This is a genomic window from Hyphomicrobium sp. B1 (assembly GCF_049532635.1).
Lineage (GTDB): Bacteria > Pseudomonadota > Alphaproteobacteria > Rhizobiales > Hyphomicrobiaceae > Hyphomicrobium_B.
In genome coordinates, this window is sequence record NZ_CP134871.1 from 3,587,808 (window position 1) to 3,608,763 (window position 20,956).

The window sequence follows — 20,956 nt, forward strand, 5'->3', positions numbered from 1 at the left end:
CAAAGGAACTTGCCAGAAGACGGACAGCGAGCATTGAATTCACCTCGCTGCTATTAGCTGGAGCTTTCAGCATAGAGACTTTCAGCGTTGAGAACTACGAACGCTGACTGCCGCCGATCAGACTTTCCGGCGGTTCTGCAGATCCCTGATCCTTTTGAAAACCTGCAGCGTGTTGACTTCCACCAACGACTTCCCCGCCGTCATGTTGCCGTCGTGCCGGCGGACGAGGAGGACGTCCTCGGGCAATTCCAGGATGCGCGCACCCACGAGGCGCGCGCGCGCAAACCACTCGGTGTCCTCGCCGAAGCGCAGGGTGGCGTCGAAGACGCCGGCCTTGTCGAAAGCGCTGCGCCGGTAAAGGCCAGCGCCGATATAGTAGGGGAAGGTCTCCTCCGGCGAGCCGAGATAGGCATCCTCGGCGCCGTAGCGGACGAGCCGGGCGCGGGCATGGACAGCGTCCAGGTCAGGATCTGCGGCGAGCGCGGCGCCCAGCAGGTGAAGTGCGCCTGGCGTCCATAGATCATCAACGTCAAGGAACGCCACATAGTCACCTGCCGCCGCGGCAAGCCCGCGATTGCGAGCGGCTGACGGCCCGGCATTGGCCTGACGCAGAAGGCGAACATCCACCGGCAATGCCTCGAGCGCCGCCCCGACATCCTCCGTTGAACCGTCGTCGACGACGATGATCTCAAGCTTGCCTATATCTTGGGACACGACGTTTCGGATCGCGTCCGGAAGGAAGTGTGTGCCGTTGAAGACGGGGATGATGACGCTGACGAGCGGCAGCGTCGCGCTGGTGTCGATGCGGCGGGGCGGCATGGCGATCTCGTCGGCGAGCAGCGCCTCAATCGCGGCCGGAACAGCGCCGATGTCTCGGCCGAGGCGGATTTCGCAACCGGGAACGGTCTCGACGAGCCGCTCGACGAACGCGTAAGTCTCCCGCCCGGCATGAGGCAATTGCGCGGTCGTCGTAAACACGGCGGCGCGGATCAGCGCGGCCGATGATGTCGGCGCGAAATTCGTCGCGGCGTCGTCGGCAAAGCGCGGCGTGAGGATCGCTTTAATCGGCAGGCGACGCACCAGGCGCGACCCGTGCTCGCCGGCGATCGCAACGACCGCCTTCTCTCCCGGCTTGGCCGCGTCCTGCGCCGCGCGGCCGCCGAAGCTGCCGAAGGCGGCGGCCTTTTCGGCGACCAGTTTGGCCGTGCCATAGAGGCTGTAGGCCATCGGCTCCGGATCGAGCCCGACGACAAGATAGTCGTCGCTCACATAGCGCATACCGGCATCGAGACACGACAGTGCCGTCGTGGACTTGCCGACGCCGCCCCGGCCGCAGATAAGGACGGCGCCGTCTTCCTGACCGACGCAAGCGGCGTGGATGAGTTGCTTGCCCTCTGCGAGCATCAGCCAGTGGAACAGGGTGCGCAGCGGCGATGCCTTCGCCCAGTACGGAATCGCGGCAGGATCCTCAACCCAGTAGATCCCTTCGCCGATGGTGGTATCGAGCAAGGCGAGCGCGGATTCGCCCCAGAGGAACGCGCTGCGCACGACGCGGCTGTCATAGCCCCAGATATCGCCACGGTCCGTGAAGGCATCCCGCCCCACGGGCGGCGGCACCATGCGGAGCCCCGTACCCGCGGAGGTCCACAGGCGCAGCGTAGCGCCGGGCTCGTCGGTGGGCGGGATCTCGAGATGAGCAAGCGCCGGCCACAAGGCATCGTACATCGCATTACCCGCATAGCGGATGCGCACCGGCAGCCCCGCGACGTCAATGAAGCGCTCGATCACGTCGATCCGCTTCTCGGCTTCTCGCGTCAACGAGCTCACGTCTTCAAAGAACCGCCGCTGCTCCGCCTCGCTGCGGCTGCCGCGGTCGGCGGCATGGTGAAGGCGGGAGGAGACGCCGCTCTCGCCGCTGCTTGCGTGGCTACTCATGCAGAGGCTTCCTCCGCTGGCGTCAACCGGCCCGCTGTCAGGTCGAAGACAGCGTCCGCCGAGCCGATGAGAGCCGAGGCATGGCTGATCGTGAGGACGGCCGTATCGGCCGATTCCCGTCGCAGCGTGTCGATGATGGCGGTCACCGCCATGGGGTCGAGGTGATTGGTAGGCTCGTCGAACACCAGCAGCCGTGGCCGCGCCACCAGTGCCGCCGCGATGGCGAGCCTCTGCCCCTGCCCGCCTGAGATTGTTACGCCGCCTTCGCCCACCAGCGTCTCGAGCCCATTTGGAAGACTGCGGACGAAGTCATCGATACCGGCCTTGCGGAGCGCGTCGTCAACATCTTCCGTCGTCGCTTCCGGACGCCCATAGATGATGTTCTCCAGGAGTGTACCGCCGAAAAAATCAGGCCGCTGTGGCACGAAGCCGATCTTCCGACGCAGCGCGGCCAGATCGAGTTCGTCATAGGGGACGCCGTCTGCGGTCAATCGGCCTTCGCTCGGCTTCAGCAGGCCAAGCACCAACTGCACCAACGTGCTCTTTCCCGCCCCGTTGGCGCCGCGGATCGCCAGGTGGCGGCCCGGCCGGATCGTCAGGTCTACGCGCCGCAGTATCGGCCGGCTGCCTCGCCGGAACGACACGCCTTCAAGCTCGATGCAGCCCTTGAAGGCCGGCAGCGCGGACCCGGCCCGCAGCGCCGGTGCGCTACGCTGGGGTAACTCGCGCAGGCGATCGACCACGTCGCGGATCATAAACACGTCCGGAATTACTGACGCCAGCCGGATGGACTGGCCACTCAGCATCGCCGCTGCGATGTACAGTGCCACGAAGTCACCGACCTTCAGCATGCCATGCTGAATGGCGATGCCGCCGCTGACCAGCAGCACGATGGCGATGACGCTCGTCGCGACGTTTTGGATCTGGTTGTGGATCTCGAAGCCCCGCGACATGCGGACGCCGCTTTCACGCAGCCTGGCCAGAATGCCTGTCTGTCGATCCAGTTCCCCGTCCTCGAAGGCGCGAATGCGCGTGAGGTCCATGTGGCGCAGAACGAAGTAGATGCCCTTATTGAAGAGCTCGAACTGGGCCTGGAAGTCCTTAAGGTTGCGCTTCAGAAAGGTGTTCGAGAGACGCGTGGTGAACCAAAGCGGCGGCGCCAAAACCAGCAGAATGCCGGTAACCTGCCAGCTCATGCTGGCCATCATCAGGGTCAGCGTCATCGCTCCCAGAAGAGCCGGCAGCCCGACCGACAGCACCGCCTGCATGTGGTTCTCGAGCTGCTCCGTGTCGTGGACGATCCGCTTCTGCAGCCGCCCGGGCGCGCTGAAGTCGTGGAACTCGCTTGGCTGATCGTAGAGGCCTGCGATGATCGCCCGGCGAATCTCCATCGTCACGCCGCGCGTCACGGTCAACGTCAAATGGCGCGACAGCAATGACAATGCGCCGCCGGCGAACCGTACCGCCAGCAGCAGAAGCGCCAGCCCCACCAGCAGCGCCGTATGACCTTCGGGGATGGCGTGATCGAAGATGAGCCGGACGATGTGCGGCTGGGCCGGCGCCAGCAGGGCCCCGGCCACAGCGACGGACACGATCGCCAGCAGCGCATTCCAGCTCCCCCGATAATAGGAAGCCATCCAGGCGAATTCGGCCCGCACTCCCGTTCCTCGCCATGATCCGCGGGCCGGTATGTGAGCGGCTTGGGTCGTGGACGCCTCCATTGCCAAGCCACTCATTCCTTTGCCGGACCTGATATGTGGCGGGTCGCCAGTCGCTTCAGGCCGCGCCGCGGATAGCTGGCCAGGTAGGGCAGCAGGTCACGCTTGTGCGGCAAGTCGGCCCGGTAGCGCATATAGTCTGGAAACTGCGCGATGACCTGGCCGAGCGGCCAGATCCGCATCATGCGAGTGTACTCGATGAACTTCACCCAGCGGCGACCGAATGGGTTCTCTGCAATTGTCGTCGAGTCGCCGAGGAACACGGTGTTCTCGATCTTCTCAAGCAGGCTCGGGCGCAGCGCTTCCAGTTGCGTAAAGGCGTCTTCGGGGATGGCGCAATTGAAGCGACGCTTGAGATAGGCGAGCCCTAACGAGAGGCGATGGGTGAGCCGGCGCTCAATGGCGAAGCGCACGAGTTCGTCCCAGTCCACGCCCGGACTCGAGTCGATGAGCCTCGTCGCATCAGCCACCCAGCGCACCGGCGGTTCCGGGTTGGAGCGCAAGCCATGCAGGATCGTGTGCAGCAGCAGGGCCGTAGCGTCGGGCTGGAGCGTCGTGCACGGGCCGACGATCAGCGGTGTGCTCCGCGCCCAGAACCAGTCGTTCGCAGCTTTTGATCCATCCTCGACCAAGCAATGCCAGTGGAGATCCATCTCCTTGCCGGCCGCGTTCCTGAACGGCATGGAGTGCCTGTAGAGCAGGTCCTCGTCGCGGCAATATCCCAGGCGCGTCCAGCCCTGCGCTTCCACAATGGCCACGGCCCTATGCGACATGCTCGGCGGGACTGCAAAATCGAAATCCCGCATCGGCCGCACGGCAGGAGAGCGATAGTACGAGAGGGCGAGCGGCACGCCCTTGATCATCATCGTCGGGATACCTGCGGCCTGCAGGTTCGAGAGCATCGACGCCGCCACATGCACGATGCTTTGCGTCTCGTAGAAGGCGAGGCGATAGATCCCCTTCAGGCGGCCCATCAATGGATGGTCGAGATCGAGACTGCGCAGGCGCTCATACACGAATGGCAGCAGCCGGAACGTGCCCCAGTCGAATTCCTTGTCCAGGTCCGTGGCCGCATTCCATTTCTCGAATGTCGCGACCACGTTTTCCTGCGGCCCCAGAGCGATATCGAGAAGCATTTCCTGGCCCTCGTTAGGCCAGACGAATGAGCGGAGTTTGCCCATCACGGCTTATCCCTTATTGCGTGGCCGCTCGCAGCGCGGCGATCGATCGACGCCTTGAGAGCGCGAAGATAGTCGCCCGTCCGCTGCTTTTCTCTGATCACGGTGTTATCACCATGGATGCGTCGTTCCAGGACGACAGGCTCCACGCATGCAATTCGTGCGCCGCTCTCCGCCGCCCTGGCCACCCAGTCGATGGTTTCGCCAATCCGGAACGCCTCGTTGAATAGGCCGATCCGGTCGAAAAAGTCTCGTCGGATCAGCATTGAGCCGGCCAGCCTGGCCTGCAACGGCTCGCCATGGGGCGCGCGGACCCTTCCGTTCGCAGTGTCGACCGAACGGAACTGGCGCACCGCTCCGTAGACCAGGTCGAGCCTGGGATCCGCCAGGAAGGCTGCGAGCCGGCAGTCTAGGCTCTCGGGGGTCCAAAGGTCGTCGCCGTCGAGGAAGGCGACCAGACCGTCGGTTACGGAGGCAATACCGCTATTGCGAGCCGCCGAGATGCCGCCGTTGCTCCGGCAGACCACACTCAGCCTGCCTCCATGGCGCGCGAGCACAGCCTGAGTATCGTCGGTCGATCCGTCATCGACCACTGTCACCGTGTGGGCCGTCGTTGTTTGGGAGAAAACGCTTGCAAGCGTTTCATCCAGGAACCGTCCGACATTATAGCAGGTCACGATCGCATGGATTGGGGGGCGGCCGCGATCCGAGCTCATCATGCCGTCTCTTTGCGCAGGGGCCATCCCGCTTCGCCGACATCATGGATGGGATCGATGAAGAGAAGATCCTGCATGTCCTCGTAGACCGCGAGCTGCGGCGCCTCATAAGCCTTGGCGATGACGACGAGGTTAGCAATAGCCGATGCCTCGTCGGCTGGCTTCTTGCACCGCTGGATCAGTCCGCGGCGATAGAGATCGTCAACGAAGGCCTCAACGTCTCCGGTCACCTTTGCAAGGTCGTGTTCGAACCGATCAGCGATAACCTGAGCTGTCGTCTCGACTGGAACGCCCACGGACACCAGGCTCCAAACCGCGGCTCCGACATGATCCGCACTGAAATAGGAACCAGTGGTCAGATCCAGCAGAATAGCCTCGCCGTCGATGACTTCGCTGACAATGCGGCCCTCAGTTGGTTGAAAATAAATTGCCATCGAAAATTCTCCAACTCGCAAATTCAAAGGAGACCATTCTCCTATAGAGTTGGGCAACGCAATAAATCTGTGAGCGGATCAGATTGTCTTTTTATGCTTAAAATGATTAAGACTAAGCGCGGTCCGGTCTTGCAGTTATCTCGTTCTGACTGCGCTTCTAAGCTATTGAATCGTCATTACGAGAACGACGCGCGAATAGTCAGAATGAGCTCTGTTGATATTGGAGTTGCCCCGAATTTGTAATCATGGGTCGTAGATTCAAATCCTACAGCCGGCACCAATTCCTCGTATTCAATAATAGAAAATGCGGAGATGACATTGGTAGCGTTGATCACCTTGGCGCCGCGCTCGCCCAGCGCTTTTTCCAACGCACAAGGCGCAAGAAGCGAACCTTTGACGACGAGTACTCGCTTTCCCGAAAGTATCGCTTGCATGATCCCCTCTCATGCTGATCAGTTCGATGAGGCTTTGGAGACAATGGCGTCCAAAATCACGCCCACGTCCCCTGCCCCGCCAGCGGCGACGCCAATAACTCTCAAACGGACGCGCCGGGCGGACGACGTAGTAGTCGAGGCCGCGGGCCTCGGCGAAGGCGATTGCCGCTCTCAGCGACCTGAAGAATCTGCAGCTTCCAGGAATGCCCAAGCCGACGAGCCAAGCGCTATTGCGCTCAATCGCGAGACCCCATCCCTTTCCCATCGGAAAGATCCGACATGAGGGACGGCCCGAAAGCTGTCCCTGCCGAGGGGAGATGCCGGCGCCATGTCCTGTCGCCACCGGCATCACGCTCTCAACGGCCGCAACCGAATGGCCGGAGAATGCAACCGCGCTCATCCCTGCCTCTTAGTGGATGATCTACGCGGCTTTCTTCTCGATGCGCGCCGTCGCGTCGGAACCATTTCCAATCGTGACCGGGATGGACCGAGGCTTCATCGCCTCCGGCAGTTCGCGTTTCAAGGAAATGACGAGCAGCCCATTGTCGAGCTTCGCGCCTGTAACCTCGACGTAATCCGCGAGATCGAATTCGCGGACGAACTGCCGGGCGGCAAGACCTCGGTAAAGGTAAATTTTCTGATCGTCGTTCTTGGCGCCGCCTTTGATCGTTAGGCGATTTTCAGCCTGGACGATCTCAAGATCATCCGCAGAAAAGCCAGACACCGCCATTACGATGCGAAATTCATCGGCACCGGCTTTTTCAATTTTGTACGGGGGATATCCATCACCCTGGCGCTGTAACGCCTGGGCCAGAAGATCGGGAATTTGCTCGAACCCGATGCTCGAACGAAACATCGGCGTGAAGTCGAATGTCGCCATAGCTATCCTCCTTCCAGAAGCGACAACCAGAGCAAGGGACAGCCACATCGGGCCCGTCCGAGCGCCGATTTAATTTCGTCGATTGGATCGTTCAAGAGGACAGATAGGAAAATTTTCGAGACTTAGATTGGATGTGCGACCAAGGCGAACCCAACGTTTTGGCCTGCGGCGGAACATTCCTAAGGCCAATCGAATTTAAGTGCGGAGTGATTTCAATGATCTCACCGGATCTTCATTGCGGATGAGAGAAGGGACAATGTCGATCTCTACCGGAAAATTCTTCAAGACGTTGATTTGCGTACTGTCGCTCTGCTTCTTGCAGGTTTCTTTCGGAAGGGCGGCCGAGACAGCAAGCTTGGATGGTCGCTATTTTATGGTGGTATGGGCCTATCAGGGGCCGGACGATGACCTAGTACATGCCCATACATTCATCAGCTTCTATCGCGGAAATGACTTAGCGAAGGACGTGGTCAGCCCGCTGACAATAAGCTGGCTACCTGCCACGAAAAAGGTACAGCCGTTCGGATCTGAGCGAGGCCATAACTTTTCACTTGCCGAAACTTTGCAAATGGCCTGTCACGCCGGCCGACGTGTCAAGTCCTGGGGACCCTACGAGATCACTGCGGAATTATTCGAGAGAGCGAAGATGCGTCTTGCCCTCTTGCAGTCCGGCCGCGTCAGTTATTCGATGATCAACTCGCTTCCGAGATCTATGAACTGCATCACCGCGGCAGGAGACATCACGTCGATGCCGCTTGATACGGGAATTTTGTGGGGCGTTGCAGCGAGCGCGAAAGTCGTCAAGCACCTGTCGCCCTATATCGTGCGGAAAGAGGATGACCTCGAAGATCTTGTTGCCAGATCCAAATCCGAGGCCTGCCCCGGACGGGCAACGGAACTAAGCCATGGGACGATTAATAAATCGATCCCCCAGAGTATCGCCGCAGCACTTGGGCATTGAGCACAATAGTTTGGAGGTAAAAGAGATGGCGACCAGCTCTTTGAGCAAACGAAATTCAACACCAGAGCCCGCGCCGAAGTTCGCGTCGTTCGATGAATTCTGGCCTTATTATCTCAAGGCGCATTCCAAGCCTGAGACGCGCGCGATGCATATGATAGGAACGACGCTCGGCCTTCTTGGCGTCGCCGGATGGCTAAAAACCGGCCGAGGTCGATACCTGGCCGCAGGCATAACTGGTTCATACGCTAGTGCCTGGGCAGGCCACTTCGCCTTTGAGCGAAACAACCCTGCCGCTTTTGAAAATCCACTTTGGTCGCTGGAGGCAGATCTGAAGATGTACGGACTCTGGCTGACTGGCGGCTTGGAAGCAGAGATCAGGCGCGTCGCAGGCAGCAAAGAAAAATCCCCTCGCCAATAGCGCATCGCAGATTTCGAAGAGGACCCGGCTCACACCATCACACGCAACCAAAAGCAAGGCGCTGGCGTTGATGCTCTGCAGCATCGAACGAAAGCTCAAGCATGGATAGTGGTACTCCCCTTCCGGGAAGCGTGCTCGTCGATCTTTACATAAGACTTCGAGATGAGATCGACGGTGGCGAACGAAATCTCGATCCAAACCATAAGCAGCGGGCGAGAATTGTGATGACAATCCTCGCCGCCTCGGAGTCTGTTTTCGACATGGTCGCTCTTGAGGAACGCGTCCGCGCCTCGCTTGCCGACACGCTCAAGCCTCGGCCCTTGGCGGCATAGGTCGCATTACGACCTAGCCGTTCAAACGCGTCCCGAAGGCCTGCGAAAGTCGCTTGCCGGTCTTAGTATTTCTTGCAATCCAACCAGCCGAACATGCGACGGCCAAACGCCTCCGTGCGATACGCGACGCGTTTAACCATCGTCGTCGTCCCGTCGACCGCAGAGTTGAATTCGGATTTCATGTGCTTGTAACCGAGGCAATGAGCTTCTGAGACTGCAGGCAGCGAGACGAGCGCTGCAGCTCCCATTGCGGCGGCGAATAAGGTACGCTTCGACATGCGGGAACTCCTGTTTGCCTTCAACGATAGGTCGAATCTACGCCGAAAAATCAGGACAACACGTGACAACTGAGCGCTTGGTTAGCGCCGCGTGAAATCATCTCATCCGCCACAAGCGTTAATATCGCCCCGACCACAACGCTCGCGAAAGCACGGCGGGAACTTTGCATTCTTGGCGTTCGTTGGCGGAAAAAGCCGCGCGGATAAAAGCTATGAAGTGGCCGATCTTCATTCTGTCGATCATCATAATCGCTGGGGCTATTTTATATTGGCAGCGCCTTGATCTTTCGACGGTGGATGCTGCCAAGCCCGCACCTGCAGAAGCTAATCACTCGTCCCCAGCAAAGGCAGCGCCTGAGCCATATCCGATCAGCCCGACACCTCCTCCACCCGACGCGACGGTAAACAAGAAGACGCCGTAACGTTCCCTGTCTCGCGGCGGAACATTCGTTCTCCACCCGGCGTTGCTCGTAGCATGGACGACATGCGTGTGCTCATCGTTATCGTGGTGATATTTGCCGGCATCGCCTTCGATATCGCATTCAATAACGCGGCGGCTCTCAGCTGGGTCGGTGCGCAGCTCGGACTGAATTGAGCTGCAAAAAAGCCGTCCAAACCGCAGCCGGACGGCTTTGTCGATTTTACAGTGAAATCAAATGGCGAGCTTGCCGGCCTTTGCCGCCGCATAGCGATCGCCGACGGCTTTCCAATTTACAACGTTCCACCACGCTTTCAGATATTCAGGGCGCCTGTTCTGATATTTGAGGTAATAGGCGTGCTCCCAAACATCATTTCCCATCAACACGCGGCCGCCGTCCATAAGTGGCGTATCCTGGTTCGGCTTAGAGACAAGTGCGAGTTTTCCGTCCTTATCGACGGTGACAAAAACCCAACCCGAGCCGAAAACTTTTCCGCCTGCTGCATTGAACTGCGGCTGTAGCTTATCGAGCCCACCGAAATCCCTGTCGATGGCCGCTTTCAGCTCACCATCCGGCCCAGCGCCACCAGGCGGCCCCATGATCTCCCAGAACATGCTGTGATTGGCATGACCGCCACCGTTATTGCGAACGGTCATACGAATGTCTTCCGGCACGTCGCTGAGCTTGACGAGAAGCTCTTCCAGAGGAAGCGACGCAAGCTGCGAATGATCCTTCAGCGCCGCATTCAAATTCTTGACGTAGGCCGCATGATGCTTGTCGTGATGCAGCTCCATGGTTTGCGCGTCGATATTCGGCTCTAACGCTCCGAATGCGTACGGAAGCGGCGGAAGCTTGTACGGTCCACCGGCCCCGGTCGTTTCGGCGAAAGCTTTGACTGTCGCGGATGACGAAACTGCCGCAACAACGGAAACGGCACGCGCCGCCTTAAGAAACGATCGTCGGTCGAGGTTTGTCATGGGAAAATCTCCTGGGCTGATGTCGCTTCGAGGGCATCGCAAGGAGATGTAGAGCCGGATTACAAAATCTCCAGTCAGAAGATCGACAAAACGGCGCAGGTTGGCGCTTAGCGGCCGGCTATTGTCGTTCAATAGCCACAAAAAATGGCAGCCGCCTGTGAAGGCGACTGCCATCCGCGATTTCGGTCCCGCTTGGGATCACGAAGATGCAAGGAACTTGCCTCTCCGCGGATCGGGATCGTTTGCTATTTCTGCGCCAACGGCGAGGCGAGCGAATGCCAGAACGCGGCAAGGTTATCGATATCGGCATCGCTCAGAGGCTTTGCCATTTCCGCCATCGTTGGATTGGTGCGCTCTGTGCCGGCTCGATACGCCTTCAGCGCCGAGACGATATAGTCAGTGTCCTGTCCGGCGAGGCTTGGAATGCCCGGGATCTCGCTGATGCCCTTTTCACCATGACACGCCATGCAGACTTCAGCGCGTTTTCGGCCGGCGGCCAGATCGGCAGCCTGTGCGTACGAAGCAGTTTGAACGATCGCGCATGCAGCCACGATATAGCTGAATACGGCGCGCTGTTTAATCAACGCCATTGTATCCTCCGATCCTAAGCGAGAAACGCGTTGCGAAGCCAGATCGCGACGCCATAAACGAAAAACACGCCAATCCACACAACGAGGACAGCGACGGCCGCGGAGCCAAGCCGATCCACCCGCGGTTCTGCGGTATAGACGCCCTCAACCCGCCCTGCACGGTAGAGCAATGTCAGGTAGTACCCGCCCACCAAGCTGCCGACCCCAAGGATCGTCGAGAAGAAGAGGATCGTTGACGGCCAATCTGCGTGCACCGTGTAAGTGTCGGCGTTGTAGCCGAACGGCTTCAGATACGCGACGCGAATGACCTCACGCCAAATCGCAAGCAGAGCGACCATCACGAGGCCGAGACTGAGCATGGTGTAGCCATGAAGGCGCGGATGCCGTTGCGAGGCGAGCCAAGCCAGGATGACGAGACCAGCCGGGATCAACCATCCGAGCGGCTGTGAACGCAGACCGGTCGAAGCCGGAAGGTCAAATTGCCACCAGACGGCAAGAAGCGCCGAAATGATCGCACCGCGCGACGCGATCTTACGCCCGAGGTCGCGAGCGAACTCGAGGTATTCCCGCGTCTTGTCGCGACGCACCGTTAGATATTCGCTGTAGGCGAGCAGGAAGAGACCGACGGCGGGCGCCGACAGGCTCATGATGAAGAGATAGCGCGCCCACTCGATTGCGTGCAGCTTCGTGCCGCTTGTATCAACGACGCCACCCGGCGCGTACCACGACATCCACTCACCGGGCAGGATGGCCTGATAAGCCAGGACGTGCATGATCAAGCCATCGAGCGCGAAAATCGCCAAGCTCATCACAGCATAGAAGCCGACGTATTGCTTTGCGCCGTCGTGGTTCGCCTCATAAAAAACGAACCAAAGACAATAGCCGACGATCAGCGTGAAGATGAACCCGATCACCCAGGCCGCCGAGAGCACGTTGGACGTGTACCACTGCGGATCATAGATGACCTGGGTGAAGAGCAACGGCGAAACGCCGAGCACGATCAGCAGCGAAACGCTGACCTTTGCGACCTTCGTCATCGCCAGCGATAGCTGCTCCCAGAAGGGACCGGTTGCACGCCTGAAAAACGCGTATACGGCGAGCACACCGGTGCCCATCGTCAACATCACGAACGCGATGTGAAACACCCACGTCGCAACGGCAAGAATTTGAAACACGACGGGTGTCGCAGGCACGCCTGCCGGATCCCGCATCGTGTTTATGACTGTGCCGACATCCATGTCTGCTATTCCTTCTTAGTCTCGGGATTAGGCGCGGCGGCTGCAATCGGCGTCGTATCCTCCTTCAAAGGACCGGCCTTTGCATCCACAGTGGCGATGTAATGAGCGATCGCTCCAATCTCGTCGTCGGGAAGATCGATGCGCGGCATGTAAGGAATGCTGCCGTGCCGTAGCGGTCCCTTAAGGAACGCTGCGATCATGTCTTCATCCGTCGAGCGATGGAATATGTCGGGCAAGCTGCGAAGCGGCGCACCCGGATCCAGCGAATGACAATTCGAGCACGCAATCTTGGTCAGCAGTTCGCCGACCTCTAGCTTGTTGCTGTCAGTAATTTTTCGCAGCCGGTCCGGAATGAACGGATGAACTTTCAAGAAGCCCTTTTCCGCGATGGTATCCACTTCTCCGATGATGCCCTTGCCCGGAACATCGCGGGAGATCACCTGGTCGCCATAGATGTACTGCCCGGCCACGTAGGGCTTGCGCATGCTTTCACGCATGCGTTCCTCCGGCCAGACGCCAACAATGGCGATGAACAGGAATAGCGGTACCGCGACCCAAAGCCGAACCATCTGCGGCCAAAGCATCGCCGAGATGAGATAGACGGCCGTGACCGCCGCAACCCCGATCATGGCGTGGGCATAGACCGGCAGAAGATGCGCCTGCAGCATGACATGCGCATTATTCGGCAGCGTCTGCAAATAGTAGAGGAACATGACGACGGAGAAGAGACCGCCGATGAGCCCAACGGGCGCAATCAAGCGAACGACACTTGCGCGGAGCGCCTTATCCTTGACGCCCGGGACAACCATCAGGCCGACGATAGCTGCCATGACCAGCATCGAACCTGTTCGCACGCCAAGGTGCGCGAAGAAGTTGATGTTGTAGAAGGCGTCGTTCGTCGAGCCAGTCTGATACCAAGTATCGCTTCCCGGCCACATCATGAACGACAGGATGCCCACGATCAGCAGCATCGTCCCCCAGGACGCCAGAGCAAACGACCACGTCAGCTTGAGATGCGAGATCGGATCAATCTTGCCCACAAGGTAGACCAGCGCGTATGCGCCGATGACCTCGACCGTGAAGAAGACCCACTCCGCTGCCCAGACCCAGACGAAGTTATGAATGAGGCCACTGACCCCGCGAGGGCTCGCGACTGTAATCGCGTACCAGATGCCCGGCCCGGTGATCGACCCGATGATGTAGGAGAAGACCAGAAGAAACAGACCGTAACGCTTGATGAAGTCGAGCAATTGCGGCTGCTTGTCCCGATAGGCTTTTGTCTCTAGCAGCGCGAACAAAAATGCTGCGCCGACGGAAGTGTGGGAGGCAACGACGTGAATGACGCCGATGATCCCCATGACCCATGCCGTGCCGATGTAAGGCACGTAAAAGGTCGGATACATGCCAAGCATGCTGTCCATGAGGGTTTCCTGAATCCTTAAGCTAGTGATTGTTGAGCGCTCGCGTACGAACCACGTTGATGGCCAAGACTGCGAGGGCGCTTCCCTGTGATTGATGGCGCTTCAAATCATGGGTGGCCCTCGCGCGCCCAGCGCTGCGAAGCGCTGCGCTGGCTCGCGAAATGCGACACTCGCAATCGCCAGACGCTCGCCGGCACTTGAGGCCGGCACGAGATCTCTCGCGCCCGGCGGCTGCAACCCAGAGAGCTTGGCGACACAGCACAGCCCGCAGGCATCGCCGTACGCGCCGACATGCCCGTCCCTGTTCGCTGGCGAGCAGATTGGCGGTAGCGATCCATCGGGCAGGGCGTATGCACTTGCATCGATGGGTGGCCGGACAGGATGCGGCTTGGAAACGCTGACCGAGAACACACACGCCAGCGCATACAGCGCCAACAGCACGCTTCTGGTCGTCTGTGTCTCCGCGCGGCGCCCGATGCCTCCGAACGTCATGGCGCGTACGGCCCTTTGGTAAAGAGTGACCAGCCGAAGGCCATTTCGGTGCTGAGCGGAACGGAATAGCGCCGCAGGCTCTGCCACAATGCATCCGCAAAGCTCGCCCGCTCTGGTGGCGAGAGATCGCGCGCAATCTCTTCGCGCTTTCCTCGAACGGAAAATGCGAGACGGCGGCAACCAAAGTCAGGATAATCGGAACGGATAAGCTTCAGGCCATAACACGCAAGCCGAAGCTCGCGGACGGATTTTCCGAAGGCAAAACGGCGAATGTTGACGGCGCCATCTTCAACGACGATTTCCTCCCGCCGCTCCTGCTGGCAAAGCCGAAACGCCTGGATAGCAAGCACCGCTCCCAATAAATCGATGACGGAAAACATCGCAACCGGCCAGTAACCTCGCATGAGAAACGGCACCTGAAAAATAGCGACCGCTCCGCTAAGCGCGCCGTAGAGCATATAAGCCCCGCGATCGCTTAGACTTTGATTTGGAACAACAACAAACGATACGCGCTCCCGCGCGCAGCCCCTCTGTGACTGCGCATGCGCTGTTGCACATGGCGACGACATGACTGCCTCACAAATGCTGAATCCGATGCGACGCAGCTTTGCAGAGTTGAACTCCACGCCGCCGCGGCCTTAGCAATTAGACATCAGGATAAGGAGGCGCCCGCGAACGGAAGTTCGGCGGCCAATCGGTGCCGACATTGGCGCGATAACCATCAGGCCACGCATCAACGACAAAGCGTTGAGCGACAGATAGCAGCCTGTCGTGCTCGTTGATGAGTCCCGGCGCAGCCGACAACAGACATGCTGCACACGCCGAGCAGGCATGCTTACCGCCCGGCACGCCCTTGCCTCCTCCGCAAACGAAAGGAAGCGAGCCATCAGGCAACGCGTACGCGGCGAGGTCGACATTCGACGCAGGCGTGATCGGTTTATGCGCAAAGCCAAACGTCGCCGCTGCGAGCACATAGAGTGCAAACAGCAATCCGCGCGTCAGGTCATTGCGACGAAGCCCGCCCATGACGGCGACGTTCACAACCCGGTGAGGTTTAAGTCAAGCGCTCAAACGTCGCGACTGCACCGTCAATTTGATCGATTTTGCGAATGAAAATAAACTCGAGATCGCAGCTCGGATTTTGCGAGATCGAAAACGCTAGCCTACGACAATCGTTCGGACAGCAACGGGCCGACATCGCCGCTGTCCGATCGCAAACTTGCCAAGTCACGAAAACTGACACGCGTCAGTATTACTGCGCGTGCTCGTGCTTCATATCAGTGTCGTCCATCTTCATCGTGCCGTCCATTTTCATGGCACCGTGATCTCCGTCACCACTCGTCATTGCACCGATCGATTCCACTTTGTAGGTCACATCGATCGTGCCTGCATTTTTAAAGGTGAGTGAGCCCTTGATGTTGGGTCCCTGAGCAATCGGCGTCTTCAACCCCGTAAACATGAGATGATAGCCGCCAGGGCTGAACTTGACCGTCTCGCCGGGCTTGATCTCCAGACCATCCTTCAGCTGACGCATCAGCATCTTGTCGCCGTCCATCTTCATCTCGTGAATTTCGACGTTGCCTGCGCCCTCGAATGTCCCGCCCGTCATCGTGTCGGGTTCTTTGCCGGTGTTGGTGATCGTCAGATAACCGACGCCCACCGCGGCGCCAGGTGCCGTCGCGCGCGTCCACGGATGCTTGATCGCAATGCCGTCCTTTTCGAACTTGTGCGCCATTCCGGGCGTGCTGCACGCAACCACAACCGCCAACGCCATCATCAACCGTTTCATGAGTTCTCCAATGCGAATGTAAATGTTTGAGTTTGGACGCGCTGTATCCGCCAGACCCTTAGGGGCAGCGATACGAGGCCGGCACACTTTGGCGACAGTCTTGCGCGCGTAGTGCTTGATGTCTGCTGAACGCTCGGACGCTCAGGCACGCAGCGGTGGCGGACCGCGATTGAGAAGCCGGTCTGGCCGGCGGTCGAGAACGTGCGCCACTGCCGTCTCCGAGACGACGCGCATTGATGTGGCGCGCAGAGGAACATCGAGACCTGGATCGCTTAAAACGCCAAAGTGTAGCGCCGCCAAGCCTGAGCAGATGGGGCAATGCCTCCGAGGGACCGACTTACCGTCGTCGGACCAGGGGGCTGTCCTGGTTCCACTCTGGCCGCAAATGACGATCGCGCCGCCGTTGGCTCGCATCGACGTCAGCGCGACAGATGTGATGTGGACCGCTAGAACCCACGCGTTCAAAGCAGCGCCCAGGATGGCAAAGGCGCCGACGAGCACTCGAAACCGCTGGATACGTCGTATCGTCATGCCGCTACTAGCAGCATTTGCGCGCCGATTAATCAATGCCTGGAATACGCCGAGCCAAAAAACCGGACGCATCCACCTGCGATCACTGCGCGCTCCGAGCTGGCCGACGGCCGCCACGAGCCATCGCCAAGCCGCCGGCCGATGCTCCAAAGATAAAGCAGCCGAGCAGGATTCCGAGCGGATTGAAGGTCATATCGGCCCACATCGGCATGATGATCTGCGCCGTGTTGAAAGGCTCAAAGCTGTTGCTGCAAATTTCGAGCGCGGTCGCATCTTCCAGCATCGCGAGATTGATCTGGTCAGCTAACGCGTCGGCCTTCGCGCGCGTGTCGTCCGCCCGCTGAAGCCGCTCCAAAAGCAACTTGGTCGCGGCAAGATATGCGTGCGAGCACTCGTTGAACGGGCTGGCCTCGTCGGAAATGCTTCCCGGCACCAAACCCCAGAGGCAGTACGCCAACTGCAGGTTAACGAAATTCTGGAGCGTTCGAGCTTCGAGGCTTGGCCGGACTTGGCGGTTCGCAAGGCTCATGATTGCCGACTGATACCGCGTCAGCACGTGCAACTGTCCGTGCGTAAGATTCGGGATCGAGATACCAGAAGTTTTGTCCGTGCTCTTGCGGGTATGGTGCGCCTCTGCCGGGCAAGTGGCCGCGAGTATCAGACCGACGGTAGCCAAAAAGACGGACAATCCTGCAGCCCACGATCGGGCATACCGCGACGCTTTCGGGAGCGCGCTAACAATGCAACTGGTCTGAACCACGGCCGATGCCACCTCGTTCGCCACCAGCCGATAGCAACACGCGATAGCAAGAAATGCAACGCGGCCAATTTATTAACGGTGGCTCAAGCCTTTACGCTCACTGCGGCTCCGTCGATTGCGCAAGCGCAAGCAAACGGCGAATATAGTCTTCGACGGCCTGTGGCTCATACGGTTTTTTGAGATGCGGCCCCTCTTCGCAAAGCTTTCCGGCCGCAGCGGATGCGCTCTTGGGAGAACCTGCCATTACGATTTTGGTCTGAGGATGGTTGGTCCGCACCCACCTGGTCAACGCGAACCCATCAAACGCCCCCGAAACATCGACGGCACTGAAAATTACGTCAACCCGAATGCGGCTGCGATCAAGCACAAGCAGCGCTTCATCGCTCGTCGACGCCTCAATGACGCGGTATCCGCACTCACGAAGGTATCCCGCAATCGCCATCCGCACGAGCACGGCACCTTCGACGACGAGAACCGTCGCAAGAGTTTCCTGTTTGGTAGCTTGTTCAATCACTCCCCACTAACGATCGTGGGAATGGCCCTGTTCCGTCTCGGGAAGCAACTTTCGAACGCATTGGATCAACTCGACGAAACGCACCGGTTTCGTAAAACAGGCATCGAATTCGACCGGGCTTCCAGCACGAATTTCCGTCGAAATGAGAACGATTTTGATCGAAGGGAACTGACTGCGTGTCCAGTTGGCCAGCGCTATACCATCGACATTGCCAGGCATGCGAATATCGGTCAACAGCAAGCCGATGTCGTCGACGCTCGACAACAGCGTTATCGCCTCATCCCCGCTGGCGGCTTCGATGACGTTGTATCCGGAATCTCGAAGCTCCTCCGCCAGATGCAGCCGGATAAGAACTTCGTCTTCCACGACCAATATCGAACGCTGTGCCAGGACCTGGCCCTTTCCTGCAGGCGCCGGTTCGATTTTGTGTCCCCCTTCCCCCATGCGACACTAAATGGCTCAGGCCCGTATTAGTTCCCGATCCAGGCCGCTGATCTCCGATTATACGTCGCGCTCCGAAGACGCAAGTCCGCGCCCGCCTTCATTCTCCAAACGTCGGCAATGGAAGACGAGAGCATTGGCAGTGCAGCAAATTTCTGCCTGACGGTCAGACGAGTTCGTGCACGCTGAAACGATTGCCTTCGTCGGTCCATACGCGATCTGCCTGCCAGCCGGCACGCACAGCCAGATCGCGGAATTCCGGGACGGTATACTTGTACGAATTTTCGGTGTGAATGCTCTCGCCTTCGCGAAAACGAAACACCCGTCCGCACACGCGAACGTCTTGCGCACGATCGCTGACGACGTGCATCTCGATCCGGCCTGCATCCGAATTATAGATGGCACGATGCTTGAACGCGCCCAGATCGAACGTGCCGCCAAGCTCACGATTGATGCGTGACAGCAAATTCAAATTGAAAGCCGCCGTAACGCCCGCGTCGTCGTCGTAAGCGCGAGTTAGCGTCTGCTCATCCTTCTTCAGATCGACGCCGATGATCAGTCGTCCACCCTTGCCCAGAACGCGCTTGAAGCCGGCGAGCAGCCCCTCGGCCTCCTCCGGCGCCAAATTGCCGATCGTCGAGCCTGGGAAAAAACCAACCGCGCGGCGCCCGGAAAGATCGCGTGGCAGACCTTTCATCTCGGAAAAATTTGCCACCAGCGGCCGTACTTCGAGCGACGGATAGCGCAGAGCAAGACGCACCACCGCATCCGCCAATGCCGTTTCCGATACGTCGATAGGCACGTAGACGATATCAGCATCGACACGATCCAGCAGGATCTCAGTTTTCAAGCTCGAACCCGAGCCGAATTCGACAAAGAGATTGCCGTCCGAAAAATCGGCCACGAGATCGCAGGCTGCAACTCGGAGAATCTGCGCTTCCGTTCGGGTCGGATAGTATTCGGGAAGACGCGTGATTTCCTCAAACAGCAAGCTCCCCCGCGCGTCGTAGAAATAACGGCACGGAAGCTCCTTTTGAAGGAGCGACAGCCCCTCAATCACCGCACTGGCAAATTCGCCGTCGGTTTTCGAAACGTCTGTCGGCGACCGTTCAAGGGTCGGAATGTAGCGCATCAATCGATCTCCGCTGCCAGGCGCAAGCCGAGGTACTGCCAGCGCTGATGAGGATAAAAGAAATTGCGGTAGGTCGGCCGCGAGTGCCCGGCGGGCGTCACGCAGGACGAGCCGCGCAGCACGTGCTGACCGACCATGAACTTGCCGTTGTACTCACCGATCGCTCCCTCTGGAGGCCGATAGCCGGGATATGCGAGATAAGCACTCGCGGTCCACTGCCAGACCTCACCGAAGAGTTGCCGCGGCGACGACGCGCCGTTTCCGACCGGATTCGCTGCATGTGGACGATAGACATCCGCATTTCGTGTCGGCATCTCGGGATGCGCACGCGCAACGGCTTCCCATTCGAACTCGGTCGGCAGTCGCTTGCCAGCCCAGCGCGCAAAAGCATCCGCTTCGTAATATGACACATGCGCGACAGGCTCAGCCGGCACGACCGACCGCAACCCCTGCAGCGACATCTGCGCCCAACCTGCATCCGTCTTGTGCCAATAGAGCGGACTGTCCCACGCCTCGCGATTAACAGTCGTCCACCCGTCGGCGAGCCAGAGCGACGCAGTCTGGTAGCCACCATCTTCGATGAATGCCAGCCATTCGGCATTCGAAACGAGCCGATCCGCGAGCTTGAATGGCCGAACGAGCGCATCATGAGCCGGAAGCTCGTTGTCCCAGCTATACCCCTCGCCGCCGTGTCCGATCGAAATTATGCCGCCGTCAATGTCGAGCCACCCCAGCGCATCGGGCGCCTTGGTATCGGATTGCGTAGGCCCCGCTTGATAGGTCGAATGCAACGGATTTGCCGCAAAGAGAGCAAGAATATCGGTGAGCAACAACTCCTGATGCTGCTGCTCGTGGTTGATCCCTATTTCGAGAAGTCGGGCAATCTCGCCGCTTTGCGCTTCGTCCCTGGTAAGAAGGCGCCGAAGCGCCTCATCGACGTGCTGGCGATACGCTAGAACGCGCTCAGCAGAAGGTCTGGTCAGCAACCCGCGGCGCGCCCTCGGATGCCTCGGCCCCAGCGCCTCATAATAAGAGTTGAAGCAATAATTGAAGTCGTCGTCGAAGATGCGATAGTCGTCGAGATGCGGTGCGAGCACGAAGTTTTCGAAGAACCACGTCACGTGCGCCAAATGCCATTTCGTGGGACTGGCGTCGTCCGAAGCCTGAACGGTCATATCCTCCGGCGACAGAGGCTCGGCGAGCTTTAAAGAATGGCTGCGTGTATCGAACAGGCGTTCGGCGAGACTTGTTCCGGTTGCCCCGCTCTCCTGGCCACGCTTCGGCGATGCCGATGCGAAGCCACTGCCTTGACTATCCGGTCGGTCGAAGCTGGCATGGTTCGGCGTGAATGGCATGATGTCCCATCCC

26 protein-coding genes are annotated in these 20,956 nt (G+C 59.3%); 4 read left to right on the plus strand and 22 right to left on the minus strand.

What is annotated here, in order from left to right; genetic code table 11:
* Positions 1-117 precede the first annotated feature (117 nt).
* From RLW55_RS17055 to RLW55_RS17085, 7 genes are all read right to left on the minus strand, one after another.
* Positions 118-1,935, minus strand: a complete 1,818-nt coding sequence (locus tag RLW55_RS17055; RefSeq protein WP_423414878.1) for a glycosyltransferase — start codon at positions 1,933-1,935, stop codon at positions 118-120.
* Positions 1,932-3,593 (minus strand): ABC transporter ATP-binding protein, encoded by a 1,662-nt coding sequence (locus RLW55_RS17060; protein WP_423414879.1) that lies wholly within the window; start codon positions 3,591-3,593, stop codon positions 1,932-1,934. Before RLW55_RS17060 ends, RLW55_RS17055 begins: the two co-directional genes overlap by 4 nt.
* Before the next feature lie 74 nt (positions 3,594-3,667).
* Entirely contained in the window at positions 3,668-4,789 is a 1,122-nt protein-coding gene (locus RLW55_RS17065; RefSeq protein WP_423414880.1) for a nucleotidyltransferase family protein, read from the minus strand.
* Positions 4,790-4,833: 44 nt separating this feature from the next.
* On the minus strand, positions 4,834-5,574 hold the full coding sequence (locus RLW55_RS17070; protein WP_423414881.1) for a glycosyltransferase family 2 protein: 741 nt from the start codon (positions 5,572-5,574) through the stop codon (positions 4,834-4,836).
* Complete coding sequence (locus tag RLW55_RS17075; protein WP_423414882.1) at positions 5,547-5,981, minus strand: PqqD family protein; 435 nt, start codon at positions 5,979-5,981, stop codon at positions 5,547-5,549. Before RLW55_RS17075 ends, RLW55_RS17070 begins: the two co-directional genes overlap by 28 nt.
* 176 nt (positions 5,982-6,157) lie before the next feature.
* Positions 6,158-6,415: a hypothetical protein gene (locus RLW55_RS17080; protein WP_423414883.1), complete on the minus strand. Its 258-nt coding sequence runs from the start codon at positions 6,413-6,415 to the stop codon at positions 6,158-6,160.
* A 421-nt stretch (positions 6,416-6,836) separates the two neighbouring features.
* Positions 6,837-7,295 carry an Hsp20 family protein gene (locus RLW55_RS17085; protein WP_423414884.1) on the minus strand — a complete coding sequence of 153 codons (459 nt, stop codon included), beginning with the start codon at positions 7,293-7,295 and terminating at the stop codon, positions 6,837-6,839.
* A gap of 256 nt (positions 7,296-7,551) precedes the next feature.
* On the opposite strand from RLW55_RS17085, the gene RLW55_RS17090 reads away from it, so the two are divergent.
* The 3 genes from RLW55_RS17090 (at position 7,552) to RLW55_RS17100 (ending at position 9,006) form a co-directional block, all read left to right on the plus strand.
* Positions 7,552-8,256 (plus strand): hypothetical protein, encoded by a 705-nt coding sequence (locus tag RLW55_RS17090; protein WP_409563105.1) that lies wholly within the window; start codon positions 7,552-7,554, stop codon positions 8,254-8,256.
* A gap of 25 nt (positions 8,257-8,281) precedes the next feature.
* A complete protein-coding gene (locus RLW55_RS17095) occupies positions 8,282-8,674 on the plus strand; it encodes an Mpo1-like protein (protein WP_409563104.1) in 393 nt (130 codons plus the stop codon).
* Between the two features lie 101 nt (positions 8,675-8,775).
* Positions 8,776-9,006 carry a hypothetical protein gene (locus RLW55_RS17100; RefSeq protein ID WP_013947326.1) on the plus strand — a complete coding sequence of 77 codons (231 nt, stop codon included), beginning with the start codon at positions 8,776-8,778 and terminating at the stop codon, positions 9,004-9,006.
* 62 nt (positions 9,007-9,068) lie between these two features.
* Here the strand turns inward: RLW55_RS17100 and RLW55_RS17105 are convergent, their stop codons facing one another.
* Positions 9,069-9,284, minus strand: a complete 216-nt coding sequence (locus RLW55_RS17105; protein WP_013947325.1) for a hypothetical protein — start codon at positions 9,282-9,284, stop codon at positions 9,069-9,071.
* A gap of 212 nt (positions 9,285-9,496) precedes the next feature.
* Here RLW55_RS17105 and RLW55_RS17110 point away from each other — a divergent pair, with 212 nt between their 5' ends.
* Complete coding sequence (locus RLW55_RS17110) at positions 9,497-9,706, plus strand: hypothetical protein (protein ID WP_423414885.1); 210 nt, start codon at positions 9,497-9,499, stop codon at positions 9,704-9,706.
* Between the two features lie 230 nt (positions 9,707-9,936).
* On the opposite strand, the gene RLW55_RS17115 is transcribed toward RLW55_RS17110, so the two are convergent.
* The 14 genes from RLW55_RS17115 to egtB all read right to left on the minus strand — a co-directional run bounded on the left by RLW55_RS17115 (position 9,937) and on the right by egtB (position 20,943).
* Entirely contained in the window at positions 9,937-10,680 is a 744-nt protein-coding gene (locus tag RLW55_RS17115; RefSeq protein WP_409563101.1) for a superoxide dismutase, read from the minus strand.
* A 245-nt stretch (positions 10,681-10,925) separates the two neighbouring features.
* Positions 10,926-11,270, minus strand: a complete 345-nt coding sequence (locus RLW55_RS17120) for a c-type cytochrome (RefSeq protein ID WP_409563099.1) — start codon at positions 11,268-11,270, stop codon at positions 10,926-10,928.
* Between the two features lie 14 nt (positions 11,271-11,284).
* Positions 11,285-12,508, minus strand: a complete 1,224-nt coding sequence (locus RLW55_RS17125; RefSeq protein WP_414462501.1) for a hypothetical protein — start codon at positions 12,506-12,508, stop codon at positions 11,285-11,287.
* A gap of 5 nt (positions 12,509-12,513) precedes the next feature.
* Positions 12,514-13,929, minus strand: coding sequence for a c-type cytochrome (locus tag RLW55_RS17130; RefSeq protein WP_423414886.1), 1,416 nt, complete (start codon positions 13,927-13,929; stop codon positions 12,514-12,516).
* Between the two features lie 102 nt (positions 13,930-14,031).
* Complete coding sequence (locus tag RLW55_RS17135) at positions 14,032-14,421, minus strand: hypothetical protein (protein ID WP_423414887.1); 390 nt, start codon at positions 14,419-14,421, stop codon at positions 14,032-14,034.
* Positions 14,418-14,990, minus strand: a complete 573-nt coding sequence (locus RLW55_RS17140; protein WP_423414888.1) for a DUF2244 domain-containing protein — start codon at positions 14,988-14,990, stop codon at positions 14,418-14,420. Before RLW55_RS17140 ends, RLW55_RS17135 begins: the two co-directional genes overlap by 4 nt.
* Positions 14,991-15,066: 76 nt before the next feature.
* A complete protein-coding gene (locus RLW55_RS17145; protein ID WP_414462498.1) occupies positions 15,067-15,447 on the minus strand; it encodes a hypothetical protein in 381 nt (126 codons plus the stop codon).
* A 226-nt stretch (positions 15,448-15,673) separates the two neighbouring features.
* Positions 15,674-16,210, minus strand: a complete 537-nt coding sequence (locus RLW55_RS17150; protein ID WP_423414889.1) for a copper chaperone PCu(A)C — start codon at positions 16,208-16,210, stop codon at positions 15,674-15,676.
* Positions 16,211-16,351: 141 nt separating this feature from the next.
* Positions 16,352-16,741, minus strand: a complete 390-nt coding sequence (locus RLW55_RS17155) for a DUF2946 family protein (protein ID WP_409563092.1) — start codon at positions 16,739-16,741, stop codon at positions 16,352-16,354.
* 82 nt (positions 16,742-16,823) lie between these two features.
* On the minus strand, positions 16,824-17,297 hold the full coding sequence (locus RLW55_RS17160; RefSeq protein WP_423414890.1) for a hypothetical protein: 474 nt from the start codon (positions 17,295-17,297) through the stop codon (positions 16,824-16,826).
* A gap of 301 nt (positions 17,298-17,598) precedes the next feature.
* On the minus strand, positions 17,599-18,015 hold the full coding sequence (locus RLW55_RS17165; protein WP_409563090.1) for a response regulator: 417 nt from the start codon (positions 18,013-18,015) through the stop codon (positions 17,599-17,601).
* Between the two features lie 6 nt (positions 18,016-18,021).
* Positions 18,022-18,381 carry a response regulator gene (locus RLW55_RS17170; RefSeq protein ID WP_409563089.1) on the minus strand — a complete coding sequence of 120 codons (360 nt, stop codon included), beginning with the start codon at positions 18,379-18,381 and terminating at the stop codon, positions 18,022-18,024.
* A gap of 241 nt (positions 18,382-18,622) precedes the next feature.
* Positions 18,623-19,588 carry an L-histidine N(alpha)-methyltransferase gene (egtD, locus tag RLW55_RS17175; RefSeq protein WP_423414891.1) on the minus strand — a complete coding sequence of 322 codons (966 nt, stop codon included), beginning with the start codon at positions 19,586-19,588 and terminating at the stop codon, positions 18,623-18,625.
* Complete coding sequence (gene egtB / locus RLW55_RS17180; RefSeq protein ID WP_423414892.1) at positions 19,588-20,943, minus strand: ergothioneine biosynthesis protein EgtB; 1,356 nt, start codon at positions 20,941-20,943, stop codon at positions 19,588-19,590. Before egtB ends, egtD begins: the two co-directional genes overlap by 1 nt.
* Positions 20,944-20,956: the final 13 nt, after the last annotated feature.

Coding starts and splice junctions, on each gene's coding strand:
- RLW55_RS17055 (WP_423414878.1), bottom strand. CDS start 1,935: ATGAGTAGCCACGCAAGCAGCGGCGAGAGCGGCGTCTCCTCCCGCCTT.
- RLW55_RS17065 (WP_423414880.1), bottom strand. CDS start 4,789: ATGCTTCTCGATATCGCTCTGGGGCCGCAGGAAAACGTGGTCGCGACA.
- RLW55_RS17070 (WP_423414881.1), bottom strand. CDS start 5,574: ATGGCCCCTGCGCAAAGAGACGGCATGATGAGCTCGGATCGCGGCCGC.
- RLW55_RS17075 (WP_423414882.1), bottom strand. CDS start 5,981: ATGGCAATTTATTTTCAACCAACTGAGGGCCGCATTGTCAGCGAAGTC.
- RLW55_RS17080 (WP_423414883.1), bottom strand. CDS start 6,415: ATGCAAGCGATACTTTCGGGAAAGCGAGTACTCGTCGTCAAAGGTTCG.
- RLW55_RS17085 (WP_423414884.1), bottom strand. CDS start 7,295: ATGGCGACATTCGACTTCACGCCGATGTTTCGTTCGAGCATCGGGTTC.
- RLW55_RS17090 (WP_409563105.1), top strand. CDS start 7,552: ATGTCGATCTCTACCGGAAAATTCTTCAAGACGTTGATTTGCGTACTG.
- RLW55_RS17095 (WP_409563104.1), top strand. CDS start 8,282: ATGGCGACCAGCTCTTTGAGCAAACGAAATTCAACACCAGAGCCCGCG.
- RLW55_RS17100 (WP_013947326.1), top strand. CDS start 8,776: ATGGATAGTGGTACTCCCCTTCCGGGAAGCGTGCTCGTCGATCTTTAC.
- RLW55_RS17105 (WP_013947325.1), bottom strand. CDS start 9,284: ATGTCGAAGCGTACCTTATTCGCCGCCGCAATGGGAGCTGCAGCGCTC.
- RLW55_RS17110 (WP_423414885.1), top strand. CDS start 9,497: ATGAAGTGGCCGATCTTCATTCTGTCGATCATCATAATCGCTGGGGCT.
- RLW55_RS17115 (WP_409563101.1), bottom strand. CDS start 10,680: ATGACAAACCTCGACCGACGATCGTTTCTTAAGGCGGCGCGTGCCGTT.
- RLW55_RS17120 (WP_409563099.1), bottom strand. CDS start 11,270: ATGGCGTTGATTAAACAGCGCGCCGTATTCAGCTATATCGTGGCTGCA.
- RLW55_RS17125 (WP_414462501.1), bottom strand. CDS start 12,508: ATGGATGTCGGCACAGTCATAAACACGATGCGGGATCCGGCAGGCGTG.
- RLW55_RS17130 (WP_423414886.1), bottom strand. CDS start 13,929: ATGGACAGCATGCTTGGCATGTATCCGACCTTTTACGTGCCTTACATC.
- RLW55_RS17135 (WP_423414887.1), bottom strand. CDS start 14,421: ATGACGTTCGGAGGCATCGGGCGCCGCGCGGAGACACAGACGACCAGA.
- RLW55_RS17140 (WP_423414888.1), bottom strand. CDS start 14,990: ATGTCGTCGCCATGTGCAACAGCGCATGCGCAGTCACAGAGGGGCTGC.
- RLW55_RS17145 (WP_414462498.1), bottom strand. CDS start 15,447: ATGGGCGGGCTTCGTCGCAATGACCTGACGCGCGGATTGCTGTTTGCA.
- RLW55_RS17150 (WP_423414889.1), bottom strand. CDS start 16,210: ATGAAACGGTTGATGATGGCGTTGGCGGTTGTGGTTGCGTGCAGCACG.
- RLW55_RS17155 (WP_409563092.1), bottom strand. CDS start 16,741: ATGACGATACGACGTATCCAGCGGTTTCGAGTGCTCGTCGGCGCCTTT.
- egtD (WP_423414891.1), bottom strand. CDS start 19,588: ATGCGCTACATTCCGACCCTTGAACGGTCGCCGACAGACGTTTCGAAA.
- egtB (WP_423414892.1), bottom strand. CDS start 20,943: ATGCCATTCACGCCGAACCATGCCAGCTTCGACCGACCGGATAGTCAA.